The sequence below is a fragment of the Pseudomonas sp. DW-iso17 genome, from assembly GCF_058725345.1.
The window spans coordinates 1-21,419 of sequence record NZ_JBZXEA010000047.1 but is presented as its reverse complement, the minus strand read 5'-3'; the positions used below and the strand labels follow the sequence as shown (position 1 = coordinate 21,419).

The window sequence follows — 21,419 nt, the reverse complement described above, 5'->3', positions numbered from 1 at the left end:
AGCGGTTGGCCTCCCCGAAAAGTCGCCCAGTGTACCGCACCCATTGGTCAAGACGTGCCCCGAACGGCATTTTGCACGCCCTGTGACTGGCCATATGCCTTTTTTTCACGGTTTAGAGCGATAAAGCTGACCAAATGGGTATGTTGAGGCGGATATTTCCCCGTCTCTGTGCTAGTTTTGCCCCGTCTTACGCCAAGTCTCGGCGTTAAGCGTGCATTCAGCATTTGTCAGGTCGAACCAATCCCCGTTTCAAGCATCTATAACCCCGATCTCCGTGGTTATGGCCGGGGATGCCAGGCCATGACGGTCGGGCTCGACGGCTGACACTGCACTCTGCAATCCATATGAATTTGATAGGGAAGGAACACCACAATGGCTATTACTAAAGACCAACTGATCGCTGACCTGGCTGAAGCAGTAGACGCACCGAAAACTACCGTGCGTGCTCTGCTGGACCAACTGAGCCAAGTTGTTGCTGATCAGCTGGAAAATGGCGGCGAAATCACTCTGCCAGGCGTTGGCAAACTGAAAGTGACCGAGCGTCCTGCCCGTACTGGCCGTAACCCTTCGACTGGCGCTGCCATCGAAATCGCTGCCAAGAAAGTTATCAAGCTGGTTGTGGCTAAAGGCCTGACCGACGCTGTTAACAAGTAAGACGCAGCAAAAAAACCGTGCTTCGGAGTGATCCGGGCACGGTTTTTTATTGCCTGCGTTTTTATTGTAGAGCGCGGTTATTGTGGCGAGGGAGCTTGCTCCCGCTGGAGTGCGCAGCGCTCCCAGGATTTTGGGGCCGCTGCGCTGCCCAGCGGGAGCAAGCTCCCTCGCCACAATGATTCTTATCGAACCCAGCGCTGGCGCCAGATCTGCTGCTCGTTCTTGGTCTGGAACGTCCAGGCCACAAAGCGGCTCTGCTTCTGCCCCTGGGACATCTCCACTACCTGGCTTTCCAGCACGCCGGCTTTTTTCAGCGCCGTTTCGATCGCCGGCAAGTTGGAGGCTTTGGATACCAGGGTGCTGAACCACAGCACTTTATGCGCAAAGTGCGCGCTTTCGGCGATCAACTGCGTCACAAACCGCGCTTCGCCACCTTCACACCACAGTTCGGCCGATTGACCACCGAAGTTAAGCACCGGCAACTTGCGTTTCGGGTCGGCCTTGCCCAAGGCGCGCCATTTACGCTCGCTGCCTTTGGTGGCTTCGTCCATGGATGCATGGAAGGGCGGATTGCACATCGTAAGGTCAAAGCGCTCACCCGGCTCCAGCAGGCCCAACAGGATCTGCTTGGGGTTGGGTTGCTGGCGCAGTTGGATGACTTTGTTCAAGTCGTTGGACTGCACGATGGCCTTGGCGGCGGACACAGCGATCGGGTCGACCTCCGAGCCCAGGAAGTTCCAGCGGTACTCCATATAGCCAATCAGCGGGTACACGCAGTTGGCGCCCATACCGATGTCCAGCACCTTGACGATCGAGCCTCGCGGGATCTTGCCGTCGTTGACGCTGGCCAGCAGGTCGGCGAGGAAATGCACATAGTCAGCACGCCCCGGCACTGGCGGGCACAGGTAGTCCGCCGGGATATCCCAATGCTGGATGCCATAGAACGACTTGAGCAGCGCCCGGTTGAACACCCGCACTGCATCCGGGCTGGCGAAGTCGATGCTCTCTTTGCCGTAGGGGTTGATGATCACGAATTTGGCCAGTTCAGGCGTGGTCTTGATCAGCGCCGGGAAGTCGTAACGGCCCGTGTGGCGGTTGCGCGGGTGCAGGGTGGCCTCTTTGCGTGGCGCGACGGGTTTGGCCGTGGCGGCGGTTTTAGGCTTCTTGCGCGGAGGTTTGGGCGTAGTGGGGGCGGTCATGATGATTCTGGGTTTGGCTCAAAGTGGCGGTCATTGTCACACATTCCCGGGGACAACTCGGTCAAATGTGGGAGCTGGCTTGCCTGCGATGCAGGCGACTGGGTGTATCAGGCAGACTGAGGTGATGCTATCGCTGGCAAGCCAGCTCCCACAGGGATAGGGTTTTGATTGGGAAATGGTGTCGTTTGCCTGGACAAAAAAAGAGACCCGAAGGCCTCTTTTTTTACACGGCGCAAGCCTTACAGGCTGGAAATCCGCGCGTGTTGCTCCGCCAGCTTGCCCAAGGCCTGTTCAGCCTCGGCCAACTTGGCGCGTTCTTTCTCGATCACTTCAGCTGGCGCTTTGTCAACGAACGCCGCGTTGGACAGCTTGCCGCCCACTCGCTGCACTTCGCCTTGCAGGCGCGCAATTTCCTTGTCGAGGCGGGCAAGTTCCGCGCCCTTGTCGATCAGGCCGGCCATCGGCACCAGCACTTCCATATCACCGACCAACGCGGTGGCAGACAACGGTGCTTCGGCATCGGCAGCCAATACGGTGATCGACTCCAGCTTGGCCAGTTTCTTGAGCAGCGCATCGTTCTCGCTGAGGCGACGCTGGTCTTCGGCACTGGCGTTCTTGACGAACACGGCCAGCGGCTTGCCCGGCCCGATGTTCATCTCGGCGCGGATGTTGCGTGTGCCGAGCATCAGGGTCTTGAGCCATTCGATATCGCTTTCGGCGGCCTCATCGATGCGCGCTTCGTTGGCCACCGGCCAAGGTTGCAGCATGATGGTCTTGCCTTCGATACCGGCCAGCGGCGCCAGGCGCTGCCAGATTTCTTCGGTGATGAACGGCATGAACGGATGCGCCAGGCGCAGCGCCACTTCGAGCACGCGCACCAGGGTGCGACGGGTGCCGCGCTGGCGTTCGACCGGGGCGTTCTCGTCCCACAGTACCGGCTTGGACAGTTCCAGGTACCAGTCGCAATACTGGTTCCAGATGAACTCGTACAGGGCCTGTGCGGCCAGGTCGAAACGGAACTGGTCGAGCTGGCGGGTCACTTCGGCTTCGGTGCGCTGCAGCTGCGAGATGATCCAGCGATCCGCCAGGCTCAGCTCATAGGCTTCGCCGTTCTGGCCGCAGTCTTCGCCTTTGTCCAGCACGTAGCGCGCCGCGTTCCAGATCTTGTTGCAGAAGTTGCGATAGCCTTCGACGCGGCCCATGTCGAACTTGATGTCGCGACCGGTGGAGGCCAGCGAGCAGAAGGTGAAGCGCAGAGCGTCGGTGCCGTAGCTGGCGATGCCGTCGGCGAATTCGTCGCGGGTCTGCTTCTCGATCTTTTTCGCCAGTTTCGGCTGCATCAGGCCCGAGGTGCGTTTCTGCACCAGGGTTTCCAGGTCGATGCCGTCGATGATGTCCAGCGGGTCCAGGACGTTGCCCTTGGACTTGGACATCTTCTGGCCCTGGCCGTCGCGTACCAGGCCGTGTACGTACACGGTCTTGAACGGTACCTGCGGGGTGCCGTCTTCGTTCTTCACCAGGTGCATGGTGAGCATGATCATCCGGGCAACCCAGAAGAAAATGATGTCGAAGCCGGTGACCAGCACGTCGGTGGAGTGGAATTTCTTCAGGAACTCGGTCTGCTGCGGCCAGCCCAGGGTAGAGAAGGTCCACAGGCCCGAACTGAACCAGGTGTCCAGTACGTCGTTGTCCTGTTGCAGCGCGATGTCGGCGCCGAGGTTGTGCTTGGCACGCACTTCGGCTTCGTCGCGGCCTACGTAGACTTTGCCCGACTCGTCGTACCAGGCCGGAATACGGTGGCCCCACCACAGCTGACGGCTGATGCACCAGTCCTGGATGTCGCGCATCCACGAGAAGTACATGTTTTCGTACTGTTTGGGCACGAACTGGATGCGGCCATCTTCCACGGCGGCAATCGCAGGTTCTGCCAGCGGCTTGGTGGACACGTACCACTGGTCGGTCAGCCACGGCTCGATCACGGTGCCGGAGCGGTCGCCCTTCGGCACTTTCAGGCCGTGGTCGTCGACGCTGACCAGCAAACCGGCGGCGTCGAAGGCAGCTACGATCTGCTTGCGCGCTTCAAAACGGTCCAGACCTGCGTATTCGGCGGGGATCTTGCCGTCGATGCTGTCGTTCAGCGAGCCGTCCAGGTTGAACACCTGGCAGGCCGGCAATACGGCGGCATTTTTGTCGAAGATGTTCAGCAGCGGCAGGTTGTGGCGCTTGCCGACTTCGTAGTCGTTGAAATCGTGGGCCGGGGTGATTTTCACGCAGCCGGTGCCGAACTCAGGGTCGCAATAGTCATCCGCGATGATCGGGATGCGGCGGCCAACCAGCGGCAGTTCGACAAACTTGCCGATCAGCGCCTGGTAGCGCTCGTCGTTCGGGTTAACAGCGACGGCGGCATCGCCGAGCATGGTTTCCGGACGGGTAGTGGCGACGATCAGGTAATCGTTGCCTTCAGCGGTCTTGGCGCCGTCGGCCAGCGGGTACTTGAGGTTCCACAGGAAGCCTTTCTCGTCGTGGTTTTCCACTTCAAGGTCGGAAATCGCCGTGTGCAACTTGGTGTCCCAGTTGACCAGGCGCTTGCCGCGGTAGATCAGGCCGTCTTCGTGCAGGCGCACGAAGGCTTCCTTTACGGCTTCGGACAGGCCGTCGTCCATGGTGAAGCGCTCGCGGCTCCAGTCTACGGACGAACCCAGGCGACGGATCTGACGGCTGATATTGCCGCCGGACTGGTCTTTCCATTCCCAGACTTTCTCCAGGAATTTCTCGCGACCCAGGTCGTGACGGTTCTGGCCGGTGGCTTCCAGTTGGCGTTCCACCAGCATCTGGGTGGCGATGCCGGCGTGGTCGGTGCCCGGTTGCCACAGGGTGTCGCGACCCTGCATGCGGCGGAAGCGGATCAACGCATCCATGATCGCATTGTTGAAGCCATGGCCCATGTGCAGGCTGCCAGTGACGTTCGGTGGCGGGATCATGATGGTGTACGAGTCGCCCGCACCTTGTGGGGCGAAATAGTTCTCGGACTCCCAGGTGTTGTACCAGGAAGTTTCGATAGCGTGGGGCTGGTAGGTCTTATCCATGCGCGGCGGGACCCTAGTTGGCATTTATTCAGGAAAGCCGGCAAGTATAACGGGGGATAGGGGCGAGGGCGAGGCGAAGACGGTTAAGACCGATGCAGAATTAATGTGGGAGCTGGCTTGCCTGCGATGGCGGTGTTTCAGTCAGCATCTTCGGCGACTGATGCGCCGCCATCGCAGGCAAGCCAGCTCCCACAAGGATGGGGGGGACTTTCAGTTCTGGTATTGGCTGAGCAACCGCTCCATCCGCGCATCCATCCGACGCTTGATCTCGGCGTCGATATGCGGCGCAAAGTCGTCGATCACATCCTGCATGATCAATTGCGCGGCGGCGCGCAGTTCGTTGTCCAGGTGCAGCAGCAGGGCATCGGGGGCTTTTTCGGCGGCTGGGGCGGGTTCAGCAACCACAGGTGCCGGCGCGGCAGGCTTGCCGCCGACCATGTCGAACAGCAGCGGGATCTGTACCTCGCCATCGGCCGTCTCGGTCAGCAGCGGCGGTTGCAGGTTGTCATCACCCAGCAACTGACGGATCGACTCCAGGTCATCCAGCAGGTGGTCGTCTTTTTTCAGCGGGTTTGGAGTGTCCATCATGTACTCAAAGTCGTTGTAGCCGGTGATCTTGCAGAGGATAGCCCTGTTCGCGGTAGAAACGGAAACTCTCCCGCGCGGCCTGACGAATAGCCGGGTCTTCCACCACCACTTCCGCCACACGGGCGAACGCTTGGGCAAAGGCCGGTACTTTCAGGTCGAGGTTGACCAGCAAGTCATGGTGATCGCCGCAGTTGTCTCCCAAGCCCAGCACAACCAGGCTTTCAGGTTCGGCTTCGGCGTGGCCGTGGGGCACGAAGCTTTCGCCCTTGAAGCGCCACAGACGGGCATCAAGTTCGTCACGTTGGGCGGCATCGCTGCAGTGCAGGTAGATGCGATGGCCCATACGCCAGGCTTTTTCGGTGAGTTTGCAGGCAAAGTCCAGGCGCGCGAGGGGATCGGCGCTGGGCAATATATAGAAGTCGACTTGGGGCATTGAAAATCCTGGGGTTGGCCTGATGGCCCCTCTGTAGGAGCAAGCTCGCTCCTACAGAGGGGCGCAGGGGCCGCTTAAGCCTTGGCGCGATCCAGCAGGTATTGGGTCAACAGGGGCACCGGACGGCCAGTGGCGCCCTTGTCCTTGCCGCCGCTGGTCCAGGCCGTGCCGGCGATGTCCAGGTGAGCCCAGTTGAAGTTCTTGGCAAAGCGCGACAGGAAGCAGGCCGCCGTGATGGTGCCGGCTTTCGGGCCACCGATGTTGGCGATGTCGGCGAACGGGCTGTCGAGCTGTTCCTGGTACTCATCGAATAGCGGCAGTTGCCAGGCGCGGTCGTCGGCGGCCTTGCCGGCGCTGAGCAGTTGCTCGATCAGTTCGTCGTTGTTGCCCAGCAGGCCCGAAGTGTGGGCGCCCAGGGCAACTACGCAGGCACCGGTCAAGGTCGCGATGTCGATCACGGCCTGGGGCTTGAAGCGCTCGGCGTAGGTCAGGGCGTCGCACAGCACCAGACGGCCTTCGGCGTCGGTGTTGAGGATCTCTACGGTCTGGCCGCTCATGGTGGTGACGATATCGCCCGGGCGAGCCGCGCCGCCGCTCGGCATGTTCTCGGCGCAGGCCAGGATGCACACCAGGTTGATCGGCAGCTTGAGTTCCAGCACGGCACGCAGGGTGCCGAACACGCTGGCGGCGCCGCCCATGTCGTACTTCATCTCGTCCATGCCGGCGCCCGGCTTGAGGCTGATGCCGCCGGTATCGAAGGTGATGCCTTTACCTACCAGGGCGTAAGGTTTCTCGGACTTCTTGCCGCCGTTGTATTGCATCACGATCAGGCGTGGCGGCTGGTCGCTGCCCTGGCCCACGGCATAGAACGAGCCCATGCCCAGGTCCTTGATCTTCTTCTCGTCCAGCACTTCAACCTTCAGGCCCTTGAACTCTTTGCCCAATGCCTTGGCCTGTTCGCCCAGGAACGTCGGGTGGCAGATGTTCGGCGGCAGGTTGCCCAGGTCGCGAGTGAACGACATGCCGTTGGCGATGGCCTGGGCGTGGGTGACGGCGCGCTGGACTTCAGCCTGGGCAGCCTTGATGGTCAGCAGGGTGATTTTCTTCAGGGCGCGGGGTTCGGCTTTCTGGCTCTTGAACTGGTCGAAAATATAGCCGCCGTCCACCAGCGACTCAGCCAGCAGTCGGGTCTTGCCGTAGCTGTCGCGGCCCTTGACCACGATTTCATCGAGTGCCAGCACCGCATCGCTGCCGCCCAGGCCCTTGAGGGTGGTGAGGAGGCCGCTGACGATCTTGCGAAACGGACGGTCGCCCAGTTCGGCATCCTTGCCCACGCCCACCAGCAAAACGCGCTCGGCTTTAAGGTTGGGCAGGCTCTGCAGCAGCAGGCTCTGGCCGACCTTGCCGGCCAGGTCACCGCGCTTGAGCACTGCGCTGATAGCGCCGCCGCTCAGTTCGTCCAGTTGCTTGGCGGCGACGCCGAGTGTGCGGCCTTCGCCGACAGCGACCACGAGGGTGGCGGTTTTCAACGTTTCGGGGCTAACGCTTTTTACAACCAATTCCATTTTCGGGTCCCTTATCAAGGTCTGTGAGCCGGGAGCTTGTACTCCGGCTTTAAAGCTCGGCAGCGTTGTAAACCGCCAGCGACAAAGGCCGCAGTTTGAACCTCGCCAGCGGAGCCTGACAACCCTTGGCGCACGCTTTGTGCGTGCGCATGAGTAAGCTCCGTGACAGGCGCGGTCAATCACAGGATAATGCGCCATCTTTTTAGCCGGCCCGTGGTAAACGGGTCGACTCGGTATGCTTGCTTGTTTGGCCGCCTTAGCCTGACAACCCTGGAGTGTCTGGTTTGATTGTCTTCCGTTATCTGTCCCGCGAAGTCCTGTTGACCCTGAGTGCCGTGAGTGCGGTGTTGCTGGTCATCATCATGAGTGGTCGTTTCGTCAAGTTCCTGGCCCAAGCCGCCGCTGGCGCCCTGGATCCGGGCTCACTGTTCCTGATCATGGGCTACCGGATGCCCGGCATGCTGCAGTTGATCCTGCCGCTTGGCCTGTTTCTCGGCATATTGCTGGCCTATGGCCGGCTGTACCTGGAAAGCGAGATGACCGTGCTGTCGGCCACCGGCATGAGCCAGCAGCGCCTGCTGGCCATGACCATGGTGCCTGCCGCCGGCGTTGCCCTGGTGGTGGCCTGGTTGAGCATGAGCCTGGCGCCCCAGGGGGCTATGCAGTTCCAACTGCTGCTGAACAAGCAGGATGCGATGACTGAGTTCGACACCCTCGAGCCCGGTCGCTTCCAGTCGCTCAGCGACGGCTCGCGGGTGACCTACACTGAAACCATGACCGACGACCGCTCCAACCTTGGCGGCGTGTTCATCTCCCAGAAGAACCTCGGTCAGAACCAGAAGGATCGGGGTATTTCGATTCTGGTGGCCGACAGCGGGCGCCAGGAAATCCGCCCCGATGGCAACCGCTACCTGATCCTGGAAAACGGCTACCGCTACGACGGCAGCCCTGGCCTGGCGGATTATCGGGCGATCAAGTACGACACCTACGGCGTCATGCTGCCCAAGGCCGAGATCAGTGACGAGGTCACCGACCGCGACGCACTGCCCACCTCATCGCTGTTCGGCAGCCCGGAGTTGCGCTCCATCGCCGAGTTGCAATGGCGCCTGTCCCTGCCGCTGTTGGTGTTTATCGTGACCTTGATGGCCGTGCCGCTGTCGCGCGTCAACCCGCGCCAAGGGCGTTTCCTCAAGTTGCTGCCGGCGATCCTGCTGTACATGGCCTACCTGACCATCCTGATTTCTGCCCGTGGTTCCCTGGAAAAGGGCAAGTTGCCGCCAGCGCTGGGCCTGTGGTGGGTGCACGGGGTTTTCCTGATGATCGGCCTGGGGCTGCTCTACTGGGAACCTATCCGTTTGAAAATGAAGAGCCGTCGTGGCCTGAAGGAGTTGGCCCGTGGCTAAGCTTGATCGCTACATCGGCATTAGCGTACTGATCGCCATCCTCGCGGTACTGGGCATCATCCTCGGCCTGGCCTTGTTGTTCGCCTTCATTGATGAAGTGGGCAACGTTACTGACACTTACACAGTCACGGACGTGCTGAGCTACGTCGCACTGACCGCGCCGCGTCGTCTCTACGACATGATGCCAATGGCCGCGCTGATTGGTTGCCTGATCGGCCTGGGTACCCTGGCCAGCAACAGCGAGCTGACCATCATGCGCGCCGCCGGGGTGTCTATCGGCCGTATCGTCTGGGCGGTGATGAAGCCGATGCTGCTGCTGATGGCGTGCAGCGTGCTGATCGGTGAGTACGTCGCGCCACCGGCCGAAGCCACCGCCCAGGCCAATCGCGCCCTGGCCCAGGGTTCGGGCGATGCGCAAAGCGCCAAGCATGGCCTGTGGCACCGCCAAGGTGACGAGTTCATCCACATCAATGCCGTGCAGCCGGGTGGCCTGTTGATCGGGGTGACCCGCTACACCTTCGACAAAGAACGGCACATGCTGTCGTCCAGCTTCGCCAAGCGCGCGCAGTACAGTGGCGAGCAATGGCAACTGAGCGACGTCACCACCACGCACTTCCGTAACGTGGGCCAGGGCACCCAGTCCAGCACCGAAGTGGTCAACGTGCCGACCGAACAGTGGGATATCGCCCTCAAGCCGGAATTGCTCAATACCGTGGTCATGGTGCCGGAAGCCCTGCCGATCTCCGGTTTGTGGAGCTATATCCACTACCTCAAGGAGCAGGGTTTGAACAATGGCCGCTACTGGCTGGCGTTCTGGGTGAAAGTCTTGCAGCCGGTGGTTACCGCCGCCTTGGTGTTGATGGCGATTTCCTTCATTTTCGGGCCATTACGCTCCGTGACCCTGGGCCAACGGGTATTTACCGGCGTGCTGGTGGGCTTCACCTTCCGCATCGCCCAGGATTTGCTTGGGCCGTCGAGCCTGGTATTCGGCTTCTCGCCGCTGTTTGCGGTGCTGGTGCCTACGGCCATCTGTGCCGTGGCTGGGTTCTGGCTGCTGCGCCGGGCGGGTTGAAGCCGCGCTCGCGAAAGTCTGCGAAACGCCGCGTTTATCCAGAATAAGCGCGTTATCGTTGGCGATTTTCGCGAGCAAGCTCGCTCCTACAGTTTTAAGCCCCATTAAAGTGGGGCTTTTTTGTATTGGTCAGCAAAGATGACGTCTGGCCTGAGCATCAGGTACAATTCCCGGCTATTTTTCAGCGGGCAATCTGCCTGCAGCCTTTTTGAGTGTTGATCCGTGAGTGATTTGAGTCATATCCGCAATTTCTCCATCATCGCCCACATTGACCATGGCAAGTCGACGCTGGCCGATCGATTTATCCAGATGTGCGGCGGCCTTGCCGAGCGTGAAATGGAAGCCCAGGTACTGGACTCCATGGACCTCGAACGCGAGCGCGGGATCACCATCAAGGCCCACAGCGTCACGCTGTACTACAAGGCCAAAGACGGCATCACTTACCAACTGAACTTCATTGACACCCCTGGCCACGTTGACTTCACCTACGAAGTCAGCCGTTCGCTGGCGGCCTGTGAAGGTGCGTTGCTGGTGGTCGATGCCGGCCAGGGCGTCGAGGCGCAGTCGGTTGCCAACTGCTACACCGCGATCGAGCAGGGCCTGGAAGTCATGCCCGTGCTCAACAAGATCGACCTGCCCCAGGCCGAGCCTGAGCGCGTCAAGGAAGAGATCGAGAAGATCATCGGCATCGATGCCACCGACGCCGTCACCTGCAGCGCCAAGACCGGCCTGGGTGTCGACGAAGTGCTCGAACGCCTGGTGCACACCATTCCCGCGCCGACCGGCAACTACGAAGATCCGCTGCAAGCGTTGATCATCGACTCCTGGTTCGACAACTACCTGGGCGTTGTGTCCCTGGTGCGCGTGCGCCATGGCCGTGTGAAGAAGGGCGACAAGATCCTGGTCAAGTCCACCGGCAAGATCCACCTGGTGGACAGCGTCGGTGTATTCAACCCCAAGCACACCGCTACCGTTGATCTGAAAGCCGGTGAAGTAGGCTTCATTATCGCCGGCATCAAGGACATTCATGGTGCGCCAGTAGGTGACACCCTGACATTGAGCTCCACGCCAGACGTCGACGTGCTGCCCGGCTTCAAGCGCATCCAGCCACAGGTCTACGCCGGCCTGTTCCCGGTCAGCTCCGATGACTTCGAAGATTTCCGCGAAGCCCTGCAAAAACTGACCCTCAACGACTCGTCGTTGCAGTACACCCCGGAAAGCTCCGACGCCCTGGGCTTCGGCTTCCGTTGCGGGTTCCTGGGCATGCTGCACATGGAGATCATCCAGGAGCGCCTTGAGCGCGAGTACGACCTGGACCTGATCACCACCGCGCCAACCGTTATTTTTGAGTTGCTGCTCAAAACCGGTGAAACGATTTACGTCGACAACCCCTCCAAGCTTCCGGACCTGTCGGCCATCGAAGACATGCGCGAGCCGATCGTGCGGGCCAATATCCTGGTACCGCAGGAACACTTGGGCAACGTCATTACACTGTGTATCGAAAAGCGTGGCGTGCAGCGCGACATGCTGTTCCTCGGTACTCAGGTACAAGTGACCTACGATATGCCGATGAACGAAGTGGTCCTGGACTTCTTCGACCGTCTCAAGTCCACCAGTCGCGGCTATGCTTCGCTGGACTACCATTTCGATCGTTACCAATCGGCTAATCTGGTGAAACTGGATGTGCTGATCAACGGCGACAAGGTAGATGCCCTGGCACTGATCGTGCACAAGGACAACGCGCATTACAAAGGTCGCCAACTGACCGAGAAGATGAAAGAACTGATTCCGCGCCAGATGTTCGACGTCGCGATCCAGGCCGCCATCGGCGGGCAGATCATTGCACGGACCTCCGTCAAGGCTCTCAGAAAGAACGTACTGGCCAAATGCTACGGCGGTGACGTAAGCCGTAAGCGCAAACTGCTTGAGAAGCAAAAGGCCGGTAAAAAACGCATGAAGCAAGTAGGCAACGTGGAAGTTCCACAAGAAGCCTTCCTTGCGGTGCTCAGGTTGGATAGTTAGGTCCTATGTCACTAAATTTCCCGCTGTTGCTGGTCATTGCCGTTGCCGTCTGTGGTCTCCTGGCGTTGCTCGATCTGGTGTTCTTCGCCCCGCGTCGTCGGGCGGCCATTGCTTCCTATCAGGGCAGCGTCAGCCAGCCCGATGCGGTGGTGGTCGAGAAGCTGAACAAAGAGCCCTTGCTGGTTGAGTACGGCAAGTCGTTCTTCCCGGTGTTGTTCATCGTGCTGGTGTTGCGCTCGTTTCTGGTAGAGCCGTTCCAGATCCCTTCGGGGTCGATGAAACCGACCCTGGATGTGGGCGACTTCATCCTGGTGAACAAGTTTTCCTACGGCATTCGCCTGCCGGTGATCGACAAGAAAGTCATCCCCGTGGGTGACCCGCAGCGCGGCGATGTGATGGTGTTCCGCTACCCAAGCGACCCGAACGTCAACTACATCAAACGTGTGGTCGGCCTGCCGGGCGACGTGGTGCGCTACACCAGCGACAAGCGCCTGTTCATCAACGGTGAGTCGGTGGCCGAGAAGCTGCTGGGCGCCGAGCCGAATACCCTGGGCAGCGCCGAGCTGTACCAGGAAAAACTCGGCGCGGTGGAGCACCAAATCCGCAAGGAAATGAGCCGCTACCGCGCGATGCCGGATGGCCAGTGGAAAGTGCCTGCCGGGCATTACTTCATGATGGGCGACAACCGCGATAACTCCAACGACAGCCGCTACTGGGATGACCCCAACATTCCCAAGGACCTGCTGGGCATGGTGCCCGACGAGAACATTGTCGGCAAAGCCTTCGCGGTCTGGATGAGTTGGCCGGAACCCAAGCTCAGCCACCTGCCGAACTTCTCGCGGGTCGGGCTGATCAAGTAATACAAGCGGCGCTGTGAACACAGCGCCGAATGCTTTTCTGGGGCTTGGACATTTTCCGATGCCCGGTACCCATCAGGATTTGAATTTGAACACTGCGTCAATCGTCGATGGCCGCCGGTGCCATCAACTAGATATGGATAAACCGTGACCGTTTCTCTAAGTCGTCTCGAGCGTCAGCTCGGCTACACCTTCAAGGACCAGGAATTGATGGTCCTTGCCCTCACACACCGCAGCTTTGCAGGGCGCAATAACGAGCGCCTGGAATTCCTCGGTGACGCTATCCTCAATTTCGCCGCCGGCGAGGCGCTGTTCGAGCGCTTCCCCCAAGCGCGAGAAGGCCAGCTGTCGCGCCTGCGCGCACGCCTTGTGAAAGGCGAGACCCTGGCTGTGCTGGCTCGAGGCTTTGGCCTGGGCGAGTACCTGCGGCTGGGTTCCGGTGAGTTGAAAAGCGGCGGTTTCCGTCGCGAGTCAATCCTGGCTGATGCCCTGGAAGCCTTGATCGGTGCGATCTACCTCGATGCCGGGATGGAGACGGCCAAGGAACGCGTTGTCGCCTGGCTGGCCTCGGAAATCGAAAGCCTGACGCTGGTAGACACCAACAAGGATCCCAAGACCCGCCTGCAAGAGTACCTGCAGTCCCGCGGTTGCGAACTGCCACGCTACGAAGTGGTGGATATCCAGGGCGAGCCCCATTGCCGGGTGTTCTTCGTGGAATGTGAAATCACTTTATTGAACGAAAAAAGCCGAGGTCAGGGTGTGAGCCGTCGTATTGCCGAACAGGTAGCGGCCGCTGCAGCACTGATTGCCCTGGGCGTGGAGAATGGCCATGACTGATTCAACCGCAACACGCTGTGGCTATGTTGCCATCGTCGGCCGCCCGAACGTGGGCAAGTCCACGCTGCTCAACCACATCCTCGGCCAGAAGCTCGCGATCACCTCGCGCAAGCCCCAGACCACCCGCCACAACATGCTGGGCATCAAGACCGAAGGCAACGTGCAAGCGGTGTATGTCGATACCCCTGGCATGCACAAAGGCGGCGAGAAAGCCCTGAACCGCTACATGAACAAGACCGCCTCGGCCGCGTTGAAAGACGTCGACGTGGTGATCTTCGTGGTTGACCGCACCAAGTGGACCGACGAAGACCAGATGGTCCTCGAGCGTGTGCAATACGTGACCGGCCCGTTGATCGTCGCGCTGAACAAGACCGACCGTATCGAAGACAAAGCCGAGCTGATGCCGCACCTGACCTGGTTGCAGGAGCAACTGCCGAACGCCCAGATCATGCCGATCTCGGCCCAGCACGGCCACAACCTCGAAGCCCTGGAGCGCGTTATCGCCGGTTACCTGCCAGAAAACGAGCACTTCTTCCCGGAAGACCAGATCACCGACCGCAGCAGCCGCTTCCTTGCCGCCGAACTGGTCCGCGAGAAAATCATGCGCCAGATGGGCGCCGAGCTGCCGTACCAGATCACCGTCGAAATCGAAGAGTTCAAGCAGCAGGGCAAGACCTTGCATATCCATGCGTTGATCCTCGTCGAACGTGACGGCCAGAAGAAAATCATCATTGGCGACAAGGGCGAGCGCATCAAGCGCATCGGCACCGAAGCGCGCAAGGATATGGAGTTGCTGTTCGACTCCAAGATCATGCTCAACCTGTGGGTGAAGGTGAAGGGTGGCTGGTCCGATGATGAGCGTGCGTTGCGCTCCCTGGGCTACGGCGACCTGTAACGGGCCTCGAACACACTGCAAAACTTTGTGGGAGCGGGCTTGCCCGCGATGAGGATGTAACATTCGGCAGAGATGTTGACTGTGACGCCGCCATCGCGGGCAAGCCCGCTCCCACATTGGATCGGCGCTGTTTCACGTTCTGCGAGAGAGCCTCATGTCCGCCTCCCCCCCCAGCCAACTTGCCTATGTCCTGCACAGCCGCGCCTACCGCGAAACCAGTGCGCTGGTGGACTTCCTCACGCCCCAAGGCCGCCTGCGCGCGGTATTGCGCAGCGCGCGGGGCAAGGCGGGCACCTTGGCGCGGCCGTTCGTGGCGCTGGACGTGGAGTTTCGCGGCAAGGGCGAGCTGAAAAACGTCGGCCGCCTGGAAAGCGTTGGCACCTCGGCCTGGCTGAATGGCGATGCGTTATTCAGCGGCCTTTACCTCAATGAGCTGCTGATCCGCCTGCTGCCCGCCGAAGACCCGCACCCGGCAGTCTTTGATCACTACGCTGCCACCTTGCTGGCCCTCGCTGAAGGCCGTCCGCTGGAACCGCTGCTGCGCGCTTTCGAATGGCGTTTGCTCGACGACCTTGGCTACGGCTTCGAACTGGCCAACGACTTGCACGGAGAGCCCATCGCCGCCGATGGCATGTATCGCCTGCAAGTCGATGCGGGGCTTGAGCGCGTGTACCTGCTGCAGCCCGGCCTGTTTCAGGGCACCGAACTGCTGGCCATGAGTGAGGCCGACTGGCACGCTCCCGGTGCGCTGTCCGCCGCCAAGCGCCTGATGCGCCAGGCCCTGGCCGTGCACCTGGGCGGGCGTCCGCTGGTCAGTCGCGAGTTGTTTCGAAAGCCCTGACATCCCCGTGTATGCTGTGCACCGATTCTTTCCCTTTTCAGGAGCGCTTCCGTGACCACCAGCAATCGCATTCTTCTTGGCGTCAACATCGACCATGTCGCCACCCTGCGCCAGGCCCGGGGCACCCGTTACCCTGACCCGGTCAAGGCCGCGCTGGACGCCGAAGAAGCGGGCGCCGACGGCATCACCGTGCACCTGCGCGAAGACCGCCGTCACATCCAGGAGCGCGATGTGCTGCTGCTCAAGGACGTGCTGCAAACCCGCATGAACTTCGAAATGGGCGTCACCGAAGAAATGATGGCGTTCGCCGAGCGCATTCGCCCGGCGCATATCTGCCTGGTACCGGAAACTCGCCAGGAGCTGACCACCGAAGGCGGCCTCGACGTCGCCGGCCAGGAAGCGCGGATCAAGGCCGCGGTGGAGCGCCTGTCGCGGATCGGCAGCGAAGTCTCGCTGTTTATCGACGCCGACGAACGCCAGATCGAAGCCTCCCGCCGCGTCGGCGCCCCGGCGATCGAGCTGCACACTGGCCGTTATGCCGATGCCACCACGCCGACCGAAGTGGCCGACGAACTGCAACGCATCATCGACGGCGTGAACTGCGGGCTCAGCGAAGGCTTGATCGTCAATGCCGGCCATGGCTTGCATTACCACAATGTCGAAGCCGTGGCAGCGATCAAGGGCATCAACGAACTGAACATCGGCCATGCGCTGGTCGCGCACGCGCTTTTCGTCGGTTTCAAAGGCGCCGTGGCCGAGATGAAAGCCCTGATTCTGGCCGCTGCCAAGCACTGATAAACAATGAAGATCAATGTGGGAGCTGGCTTGCCTGCGATAGCGGAGTGTCAGTTGACGCATTCGTAACTGGCCCACTGCAATCGCAGGCAAGCCAGTTCCCACATGATGAGTCGTCGGCGTTTTTGGCATGCGGCAATGCGAAGCCTTACTGTTTAGCCGACGCAGGTGTATCGTATCAGCCCTTTGCGGGCCCTTGGCCTGCGGCAGATACGCGAGGTTGTTGTGTCCCGATCCTTTTCCCGTCGACAAATCCTGGGTGGTCTTGCTGGCCTGGCCGTAGTAGGCGTCGGTGCCGGTGGTGGCTACCGCTACTGGCTGGGGAAAGTCGCTGAGTCCGAGGCAGGGCACGATTACGAGCTGATCGCCGCGCCCCTGGACGTAGAGTTGGTGCCGGGGCACAAAACCCCAGCCTGGGCGTTCGGCCCTTCGGCGCCAGGCACCGAGTTGCGGGTGCGCCAAGGCGAGTGGCTGCGGGTGCGCTTTATCAACCAACTTCCAGTCGCCACTACCATCCACTGGCACGGCATCCGCCTGCCGCTGGAGATGGACGGCGTGCCCTACGTCTCGCAATTGCCGGTGCTGCCTGGCGAATACTTCGACTATAAATTCCGCGTACCCGATGCCGGCAGCTACTGGTATCACCCTCACGTGAGCAGCAGCGAAGAACTCGGCCGTGGCCTGGTCGGCCCGTTGATCGTGGAAGAGCGCGAACCCACCGGTTTCAAGTACGAACGCACCTTGAGCCTGAAGAACTGGCACATCGACGAAGAGGGCGGGTTTGTCGAGTTCAGCATCCCCCGTGAAGCGGCGCGTGGCGGCACGGCCGGGCGCCTGTCGACCATCAATGGGGTGCCCCAGGCGGTCATCGACCTGCCGGCTGGGCAAATCACCCGCGTGCGCCTGCTCAACCTCGATAACACTGTGACCTATCGCCTCAATATTCCCGGGGTCGAAGCGCAGATCTACGCGTTGGACGGCAACCCCATCGAGCCGCGCCCGTTGGGCAAGGAATATTGGCTGGGCCCGGGCATGCGTATTTGCCTGGCGATCAAGGCGCCACCGGCGGGCGAAGAACTGTCGTTGCGCAACGGCCCGGTGCGCCTTGGCACCTTCCGCTCGGTGGCCAATACCGACGCGCCTACCCTGTGGCCACCGGCATTGCCGGCCAACCCGGTTGCCGAGCCAGACCTGGCCAATGCCGAGAAACTCAACTTCAATTTCGAATGGGTCGGTTCAGTGTCGGTTAATGTCGAAAACGGCAAGCCGCCGAGCCTGTGGCAGATCAACGGCCAGGCCTGGGACATCACCGACAAGACCTGTGCCGACCGCCCGATTGCCAAGCTGGAGAAGGGCAAGAGCTACATTTTCGAATTGAAGAACATGACCCAATACCAGCACCCGATCCACCTGCACGGGATGAGCTTCAAGGTGCTTGCGTCCAACCGCCACAAGGTGATCCCGTATTTCACCGACACCTACCTGCTGGGCAAGAACGAACGCGCCCGCGTGGCCTTGGTGGCGGATAACCCAGGGGTGTGGATGTTCCATTGCCATGTGATCGACCACATGGAAACCGGCCTGATGGCCGCCATCGAGGTGGCGTGATGCGCCAGATTCGCCCCGCCGCGATTATCGACCGCAGCCGCGACCAGGATTTTATGCGCGAAGCCCTGGCGCTCGCCGCCCAAGGTGCTGCATTGGGCGAAGTGCCGGTGGGTGCGGTGCTGGTGCAGGGCGGTGAAATCATCGGCCGCGGCTTCAACTGCCCCATCAGTGGCAACGACCCCAGCGCCCATGCCGAAATGGTCGCGATCCGCGCTGCTGCACAAGCGATCAGTAACTATCGGCTGGTGGGCAGCACGCTGTACGTGACGCTGGAACCGTGCAGCATGTGTGCCGGGCTGATCGTGCATTCGCGGGTGGCGCGGGTGGTGTATGGCGCGTTGGAGCCGAAGGCGGGCATCGTGCAAAGCCAGGGGCAGTTTTTTACCCAGGGTTTTCTTAACCATCGGGTGTTGTTTGAGGGCGGGGTATTGGCCGAGGAGTGTGGGGCTGTCCTGAGCGAGTTCTTCAAAGCTCGCCGGGCCAAGCCACCACTCTAAAGAACACTGAAATATCAATGTGGGAGCTGGCTTGCCTGCGATAGCCATCTGTCAGTCAGCCCAATATTGACTGACCCACCGCTATCGCAGGCAAGCCAGCTCCCACCGTTGATCTCCATTTTTTCAGGACGAGCGTGGTGTTATTTGCGCGCGATGATCACCGCCCGCATCGGTGCCGGCAGCCCTTCAATGGTCTTGCTGTGATCCTCAGGGTCCAGGAAATCACTCAGCGACTGATACTTCATCCACTGCGTTCCACGCTGCTCCTCAACCGTGGTCACGCTCACATCCACGCACCGCACGTCACTGAACCCGGCCCGGCGCAGCCACAGCATCAACGCCGGCACCGACGGCAGGAACCACACGTTGCGCATCTGGGCGTAACGGTCTTCTGGCACCAGCACTTGTTGTTGGTCGCCTTCCACCACCAATGTTTCCAATACCAGCTCGCCGCCCTTGACCAGGGTGTCCTTCAACGCCAGTAAATGTTCGATGGGCGAGCGGCGGTGGTAGAACACGCCCATGGAAAATACCGTGTCAAAGCCTTCCAGGTTCGCCGGCAAGTCTTCGAACGGGAACGGCAGGTGCCAGGCCTTGGGCTCGGACAAGTAGCGCTGCACTGCCTGGAACTGGCAGAAGAACAGCCAGTTGGGGTCCACGCCAATCACGCTGTCGGCCCCGGCGCCGAGCATGCGCCACATGTAGTAGCCGTTGCCGCAGCCCACGTCGAGGATGCGCTTGCCTTTGAGGTTCAGGTGCGGCGCGACCCGCGACCACTTCCAGTCCGAACGCCACTCGGTGTCCACATGCACGCCGAACAGATGGAACGGGCCTTTGCGCCAGGGGCTCAGGCCCATCAGCGCCGTGTGCATCTGTTCGCGGGTGGCGTCGTCGCAATCGGTGTCCAGCACCAGGCCGTTGAGCAAATCTACGCTGTTGGGCTGGATCTTCGGCAGTGCATCCAAGGCGCTCTGCCAGCGCTCCAGGTCGCCATGGCCTTTTTCCATCTTGCTATCGAGCTGCGCTTGCAGGCCCTGGGCCCACACGGCCAGGGGAGTGCCGACCAGATGGCGGGCGAGGGGGGACAAATCAATCATGGCAAGGCAATCAACGAGGCAAAGTTAAGACACTGGAACCACGGCACGACTTTCGAGAACCCGGCCGCCAGCAGGCGTTCGCGATGTTCTTCAAGGCTGTCGGGCTTCATGACGTTTTCGATGGCGCTGCGCTTCTGGGCGATTTCCAGTTCGCTGTAGCCGTTGGCGCGTTTGAAGGCGATATGCAGGTCGGTCAGCAGCGCGTGCTCTTCAACATCGTTAAAGCGCAGCTTTTCCGAGAGGATCAACGCCCCGCCCGGCAGCAGCGCCTGGCGAATGCGCCCCAGCAACGCCAGGCGCTCCTGGGGGGCGATAAATTGCAGGGTGAAGTTCAGGGCCACCACCGAGGCGGGCTTGAATTGCAGGGCGAGGATGTCGCCCTCGATCACCTCCACCGGCAGCAACTCCTGGAACATCGAGTCCTGGCCATTGAGGTATTCGCGGCAGCGCTCGACCATCGCGGCGGAGTTATCCACGGCGATCACCCGGCAACCCTCGGTGCGTACATGGCGACGCAGGGCTTGGGTCACGGCGCCCAGGGAAGAGCCCAGGTCATACAGCACGCTACCCGGTTGGGCAAATTGCGCGGCCAGCACGCCGAGGTTCTCGACGATGGTGGGGTAGCCCGGCACCGAGCGCTTGATCATGTCCGGGAACACCCGCACCACATCCTCGTTAAAGGCGAAGTCCGGCACCTGGGGCAGGGGCTGGGCGAATAGGCGATCGGGTTCTTTGCTCACGGCTGTTCCGGCAACGATGGGGGAAAGGCCGGCATTTTAGCCAAGTTGCTCCTCGGATGCGCGGGTTGTCTGATGGAAAGCCGAGGCGGTGATGCCCCACTGCCCGAGCCAGTAGGTGATGATCAGCAAATACGGCGCTGCCTCGAACGCCAGCACAAACCGGTTGATGCCGATCAGCGCGTCGGAAACCACAAACGACACCGCACCCACCGCCGCCAGCCACGCTGAACGTTTGGGCACCTCGCTGCCCAGTCGTGCCAACGCACGCCAGAGCATGGCGCTGATCACCAGCGCGTAAACCACCACCGGTATCAGCAGTTCACCGAGGCCGTGGGAGATCAGGATGCTCAGCAAGATTGCGCCCACGCCGAGGGCCAGCACCATCGGCAGCAGCGCCAAGCGCCGACAGTCACTGAAATAAGCTTTGAGATAAGCCAAATGCGCGAACAGAAACGCGCCCAGGCCAAAGATAAACAGGTCGCCTGGCCAGGCAAGTAACACGTCGCCCACCACGGAAAAAATCAACCCCAGGCTGATCCAGCGTCGATACTCGGTGGGCGGCGCGTCATGCAGCCAACCCAGCAGCGCCAGCACCGGCAGCGGCTTGACCAGCAGGCACAGCAGCGTTGCATGGGTCGCCAGGCCGTAGACAAAGGTGCCGGCGCCCATCAAGGCAAGGATCAGCCAGGGCATATCAGTTCACCGTAATGGCGCAGTCAAAGGTTTCGACAGGTTCGGCCTCTGGCTCCCAGGGTTGCTGGGATGTCAGGCGCAAACGCCCTTGCCCTGCGGCAAACGCCTGGAAGCGCCAGGTGGACTGGCCGCCCCCGCCGATCACGCCGGACTCGGTGCTGCTGTAGACCTCAGGGCTCAAGGCGCGCAACACGCCGCCCGCGGAGTCCTGGATGGCCCAGCGGTAACCGGTGGTGGGGTTGCTGGGCAGGGTGAGGATCAGGTTTTGCCCGTTTTTAAGCTGGAGCGGGCAGGCGCTCTGGTTGTCCACGCTGACGTTTTGCTTGGGGGCACTGGCGCATGCGGCCAGCAGGGCAAGGCTCAAGGGGAGAAACAGGCGGGCAGCGGTCATGAAGGCTCCGTTAATACACGACGAAGGGGGAGCATAACCGAAGATGAGACAAGGTGTGACAAGAGGGCATGCGGTGTGGCGGCTGGCGCCATCGCGGGCAAGCCCGCTTGTATGCTAGGACTTGAAGGGAGGAGAAGGGACAAAGC

General features: G+C 61.0%; 20 protein-coding genes. 11 read left to right on the top strand and 9 right to left on the bottom strand.

All coding sequences use genetic code 11. The features are described 5' to 3' along the window. Positions 1-372 precede the first annotated feature (372 nt). A complete protein-coding gene (locus AC4PS6_RS26440) occupies positions 373-654 on the top strand; it encodes an HU family DNA-binding protein (RefSeq protein WP_003188840.1) in 282 nt (93 codons plus the stop codon). Between the two features lie 182 nt (positions 655-836). Here the strand turns inward: AC4PS6_RS26440 and rlmF are convergent, their stop codons facing one another. From rlmF to AC4PS6_RS26415, 5 genes are all read right to left on the bottom strand, one after another. Continuing rightward, positions 837-1,853: a 23S rRNA (adenine(1618)-N(6))-methyltransferase RlmF gene (gene rlmF, locus AC4PS6_RS26435; protein WP_038449024.1), complete on the bottom strand. Its 1,017-nt coding sequence runs from the start codon at positions 1,851-1,853 to the stop codon at positions 837-839. Positions 1,854-2,092: 239 nt separating this feature from the next. Then, entirely contained in the window at positions 2,093-4,939 is a 2,847-nt protein-coding gene (locus AC4PS6_RS26430; RefSeq protein WP_005785134.1) for a valine--tRNA ligase, read from the bottom strand. Positions 4,940-5,149: 210 nt separating this feature from the next. After that, positions 5,150-5,524 (bottom strand): DNA polymerase III subunit chi, encoded by a 375-nt coding sequence (locus AC4PS6_RS26425; RefSeq protein WP_336827020.1) that lies wholly within the window; start codon positions 5,522-5,524, stop codon positions 5,150-5,152. Positions 5,525-5,531: 7 nt separating this feature from the next. Beyond that, positions 5,532-5,960, bottom strand: coding sequence for a DNA polymerase III subunit chi (locus tag AC4PS6_RS26420; protein WP_336826988.1), 429 nt, complete (start codon positions 5,958-5,960; stop codon positions 5,532-5,534). 74 nt (positions 5,961-6,034) lie between these two features. Beyond that, entirely contained in the window at positions 6,035-7,525 is a 1,491-nt protein-coding gene (locus AC4PS6_RS26415; protein WP_014717073.1) for a leucyl aminopeptidase, read from the bottom strand. A gap of 284 nt (positions 7,526-7,809) precedes the next feature. Here AC4PS6_RS26415 and lptF point away from each other — a divergent pair, with 284 nt between their 5' ends. The 10 genes from lptF to tadA all read left to right on the top strand — a co-directional run bounded on the left by lptF (position 7,810) and on the right by tadA (position 18,352). Continuing rightward, complete coding sequence (lptF, locus tag AC4PS6_RS26410) at positions 7,810-8,928, top strand: LPS export ABC transporter permease LptF (RefSeq protein ID WP_034128657.1); 1,119 nt, start codon at positions 7,810-7,812, stop codon at positions 8,926-8,928. Further along, entirely contained in the window at positions 8,921-10,000 is a 1,080-nt protein-coding gene (lptG, locus tag AC4PS6_RS26405) for an LPS export ABC transporter permease LptG (RefSeq protein ID WP_003188851.1), read from the top strand. Before lptF ends, lptG begins: the two co-directional genes overlap by 8 nt. A gap of 222 nt (positions 10,001-10,222) precedes the next feature. Further along, positions 10,223-12,022: a translation elongation factor 4 gene (gene lepA / locus AC4PS6_RS26400; protein ID WP_003188853.1), complete on the top strand. Its 1,800-nt coding sequence runs from the start codon at positions 10,223-10,225 to the stop codon at positions 12,020-12,022. A 5-nt stretch (positions 12,023-12,027) separates the two neighbouring features. Beyond that, positions 12,028-12,882 carry a signal peptidase I gene (gene lepB, locus AC4PS6_RS26395; RefSeq protein ID WP_003188855.1) on the top strand — a complete coding sequence of 285 codons (855 nt, stop codon included), beginning with the start codon at positions 12,028-12,030 and terminating at the stop codon, positions 12,880-12,882. Positions 12,883-13,026: 144 nt separating this feature from the next. Next, positions 13,027-13,716 (top strand): ribonuclease III, encoded by a 690-nt coding sequence (gene rnc / locus AC4PS6_RS26390; protein WP_003188856.1) that lies wholly within the window; start codon positions 13,027-13,029, stop codon positions 13,714-13,716. Further along, positions 13,709-14,611: a GTPase Era gene (era, locus tag AC4PS6_RS26385; RefSeq protein ID WP_005785147.1), complete on the top strand. Its 903-nt coding sequence runs from the start codon at positions 13,709-13,711 to the stop codon at positions 14,609-14,611. Before rnc ends, era begins: the two co-directional genes overlap by 8 nt. 154 nt (positions 14,612-14,765) lie before the next feature. Further along, on the top strand, positions 14,766-15,452 hold the full coding sequence (gene recO, locus AC4PS6_RS26380) for a DNA repair protein RecO (protein WP_019817662.1): 687 nt from the start codon (positions 14,766-14,768) through the stop codon (positions 15,450-15,452). A 51-nt stretch (positions 15,453-15,503) separates the two neighbouring features. After that, complete coding sequence (pdxJ, locus tag AC4PS6_RS26375; protein WP_014717076.1) at positions 15,504-16,247, top strand: pyridoxine 5'-phosphate synthase; 744 nt, start codon at positions 15,504-15,506, stop codon at positions 16,245-16,247. 225 nt (positions 16,248-16,472) lie between these two features. After that, positions 16,473-17,855: a multicopper oxidase family protein gene (locus AC4PS6_RS26370; protein WP_336826987.1), complete on the top strand. Its 1,383-nt coding sequence runs from the start codon at positions 16,473-16,475 to the stop codon at positions 17,853-17,855. Then, on the top strand, positions 17,855-18,352 hold the full coding sequence (gene tadA, locus AC4PS6_RS26365; RefSeq protein WP_019817664.1) for a tRNA adenosine(34) deaminase TadA: 498 nt from the start codon (positions 17,855-17,857) through the stop codon (positions 18,350-18,352). Before AC4PS6_RS26370 ends, tadA begins: the two co-directional genes overlap by 1 nt. 140 nt (positions 18,353-18,492) lie before the next feature. On the opposite strand, the gene cmoB is transcribed toward tadA, so the two are convergent. Genes cmoB through AC4PS6_RS26345 form a run of 4 tightly spaced genes read right to left on the bottom strand, consistent with a single transcriptional unit; the run spans position 18,493 to position 21,273 of the window. Next, positions 18,493-19,449: a tRNA 5-methoxyuridine(34)/uridine 5-oxyacetic acid(34) synthase CmoB gene (gene cmoB / locus AC4PS6_RS26360; protein ID WP_020301206.1), complete on the bottom strand. Its 957-nt coding sequence runs from the start codon at positions 19,447-19,449 to the stop codon at positions 18,493-18,495. Beyond that, the gene (gene cmoA / locus AC4PS6_RS26355; protein ID WP_014717080.1) at positions 19,446-20,189 is read right to left on the bottom strand and encodes a carboxy-S-adenosyl-L-methionine synthase CmoA; all 744 of its coding nucleotides are present in this window, start codon (positions 20,187-20,189) and stop codon (positions 19,446-19,448) included. The genes cmoB and cmoA overlap by 4 nt, the downstream gene beginning before the upstream one ends. Before the next feature lie 36 nt (positions 20,190-20,225). Then, positions 20,226-20,882, bottom strand: a complete 657-nt coding sequence (locus tag AC4PS6_RS26350) for a lysoplasmalogenase (protein ID WP_336826986.1) — start codon at positions 20,880-20,882, stop codon at positions 20,226-20,228. 1 nt (position 20,883) lies between these two features. Further along, complete coding sequence (locus AC4PS6_RS26345; RefSeq protein WP_014717082.1) at positions 20,884-21,273, bottom strand: protease inhibitor I42 family protein; 390 nt, start codon at positions 21,271-21,273, stop codon at positions 20,884-20,886. Positions 21,274-21,419: the final 146 nt, after the last annotated feature.

Excerpts from the sequence above, each read along its gene's own strand:
- era (WP_005785147.1), top strand. The coding sequence starts at position 13,709 with ATGACTGATTCAACCGCAACACGCTGTGGCTATGTTGCCATCGTCGGC.
- AC4PS6_RS26440 (WP_003188840.1), top strand. The coding sequence starts at position 373 with ATGGCTATTACTAAAGACCAACTGATCGCTGACCTGGCTGAAGCAGTA.
- AC4PS6_RS26350 (WP_336826986.1), bottom strand. The coding sequence starts at position 20,882 with ATGCCCTGGCTGATCCTTGCCTTGATGGGCGCCGGCACCTTTGTCTAC.
- AC4PS6_RS26345 (WP_014717082.1), bottom strand. The coding sequence starts at position 21,273 with ATGACCGCTGCCCGCCTGTTTCTCCCCTTGAGCCTTGCCCTGCTGGCC.
- rlmF (WP_038449024.1), bottom strand. The coding sequence starts at position 1,853 with ATGACCGCCCCCACTACGCCCAAACCTCCGCGCAAGAAGCCTAAAACC.
- AC4PS6_RS26430 (WP_005785134.1), bottom strand. The coding sequence starts at position 4,939 with ATGGATAAGACCTACCAGCCCCACGCTATCGAAACTTCCTGGTACAAC.
- AC4PS6_RS26425 (WP_336827020.1), bottom strand. The coding sequence starts at position 5,524 with ATGGACACTCCAAACCCGCTGAAAAAAGACGACCACCTGCTGGATGAC.
- tadA (WP_019817664.1), top strand. The coding sequence starts at position 17,855 with ATGCGCCAGATTCGCCCCGCCGCGATTATCGACCGCAGCCGCGACCAG.
- cmoB (WP_020301206.1), bottom strand. The coding sequence starts at position 19,449 with ATGATTGATTTGTCCCCCCTCGCCCGCCATCTGGTCGGCACTCCCCTG.
- lepB (WP_003188855.1), top strand. The coding sequence starts at position 12,028 with ATGTCACTAAATTTCCCGCTGTTGCTGGTCATTGCCGTTGCCGTCTGT.
- AC4PS6_RS26415 (WP_014717073.1), bottom strand. The coding sequence starts at position 7,525 with ATGGAATTGGTTGTAAAAAGCGTTAGCCCCGAAACGTTGAAAACCGCC.
- AC4PS6_RS26420 (WP_336826988.1), bottom strand. The coding sequence starts at position 5,960 with ATGCCCCAAGTCGACTTCTATATATTGCCCAGCGCCGATCCCCTCGCG.
- recO (WP_019817662.1), top strand. The coding sequence starts at position 14,766 with ATGTCCGCCTCCCCCCCCAGCCAACTTGCCTATGTCCTGCACAGCCGC.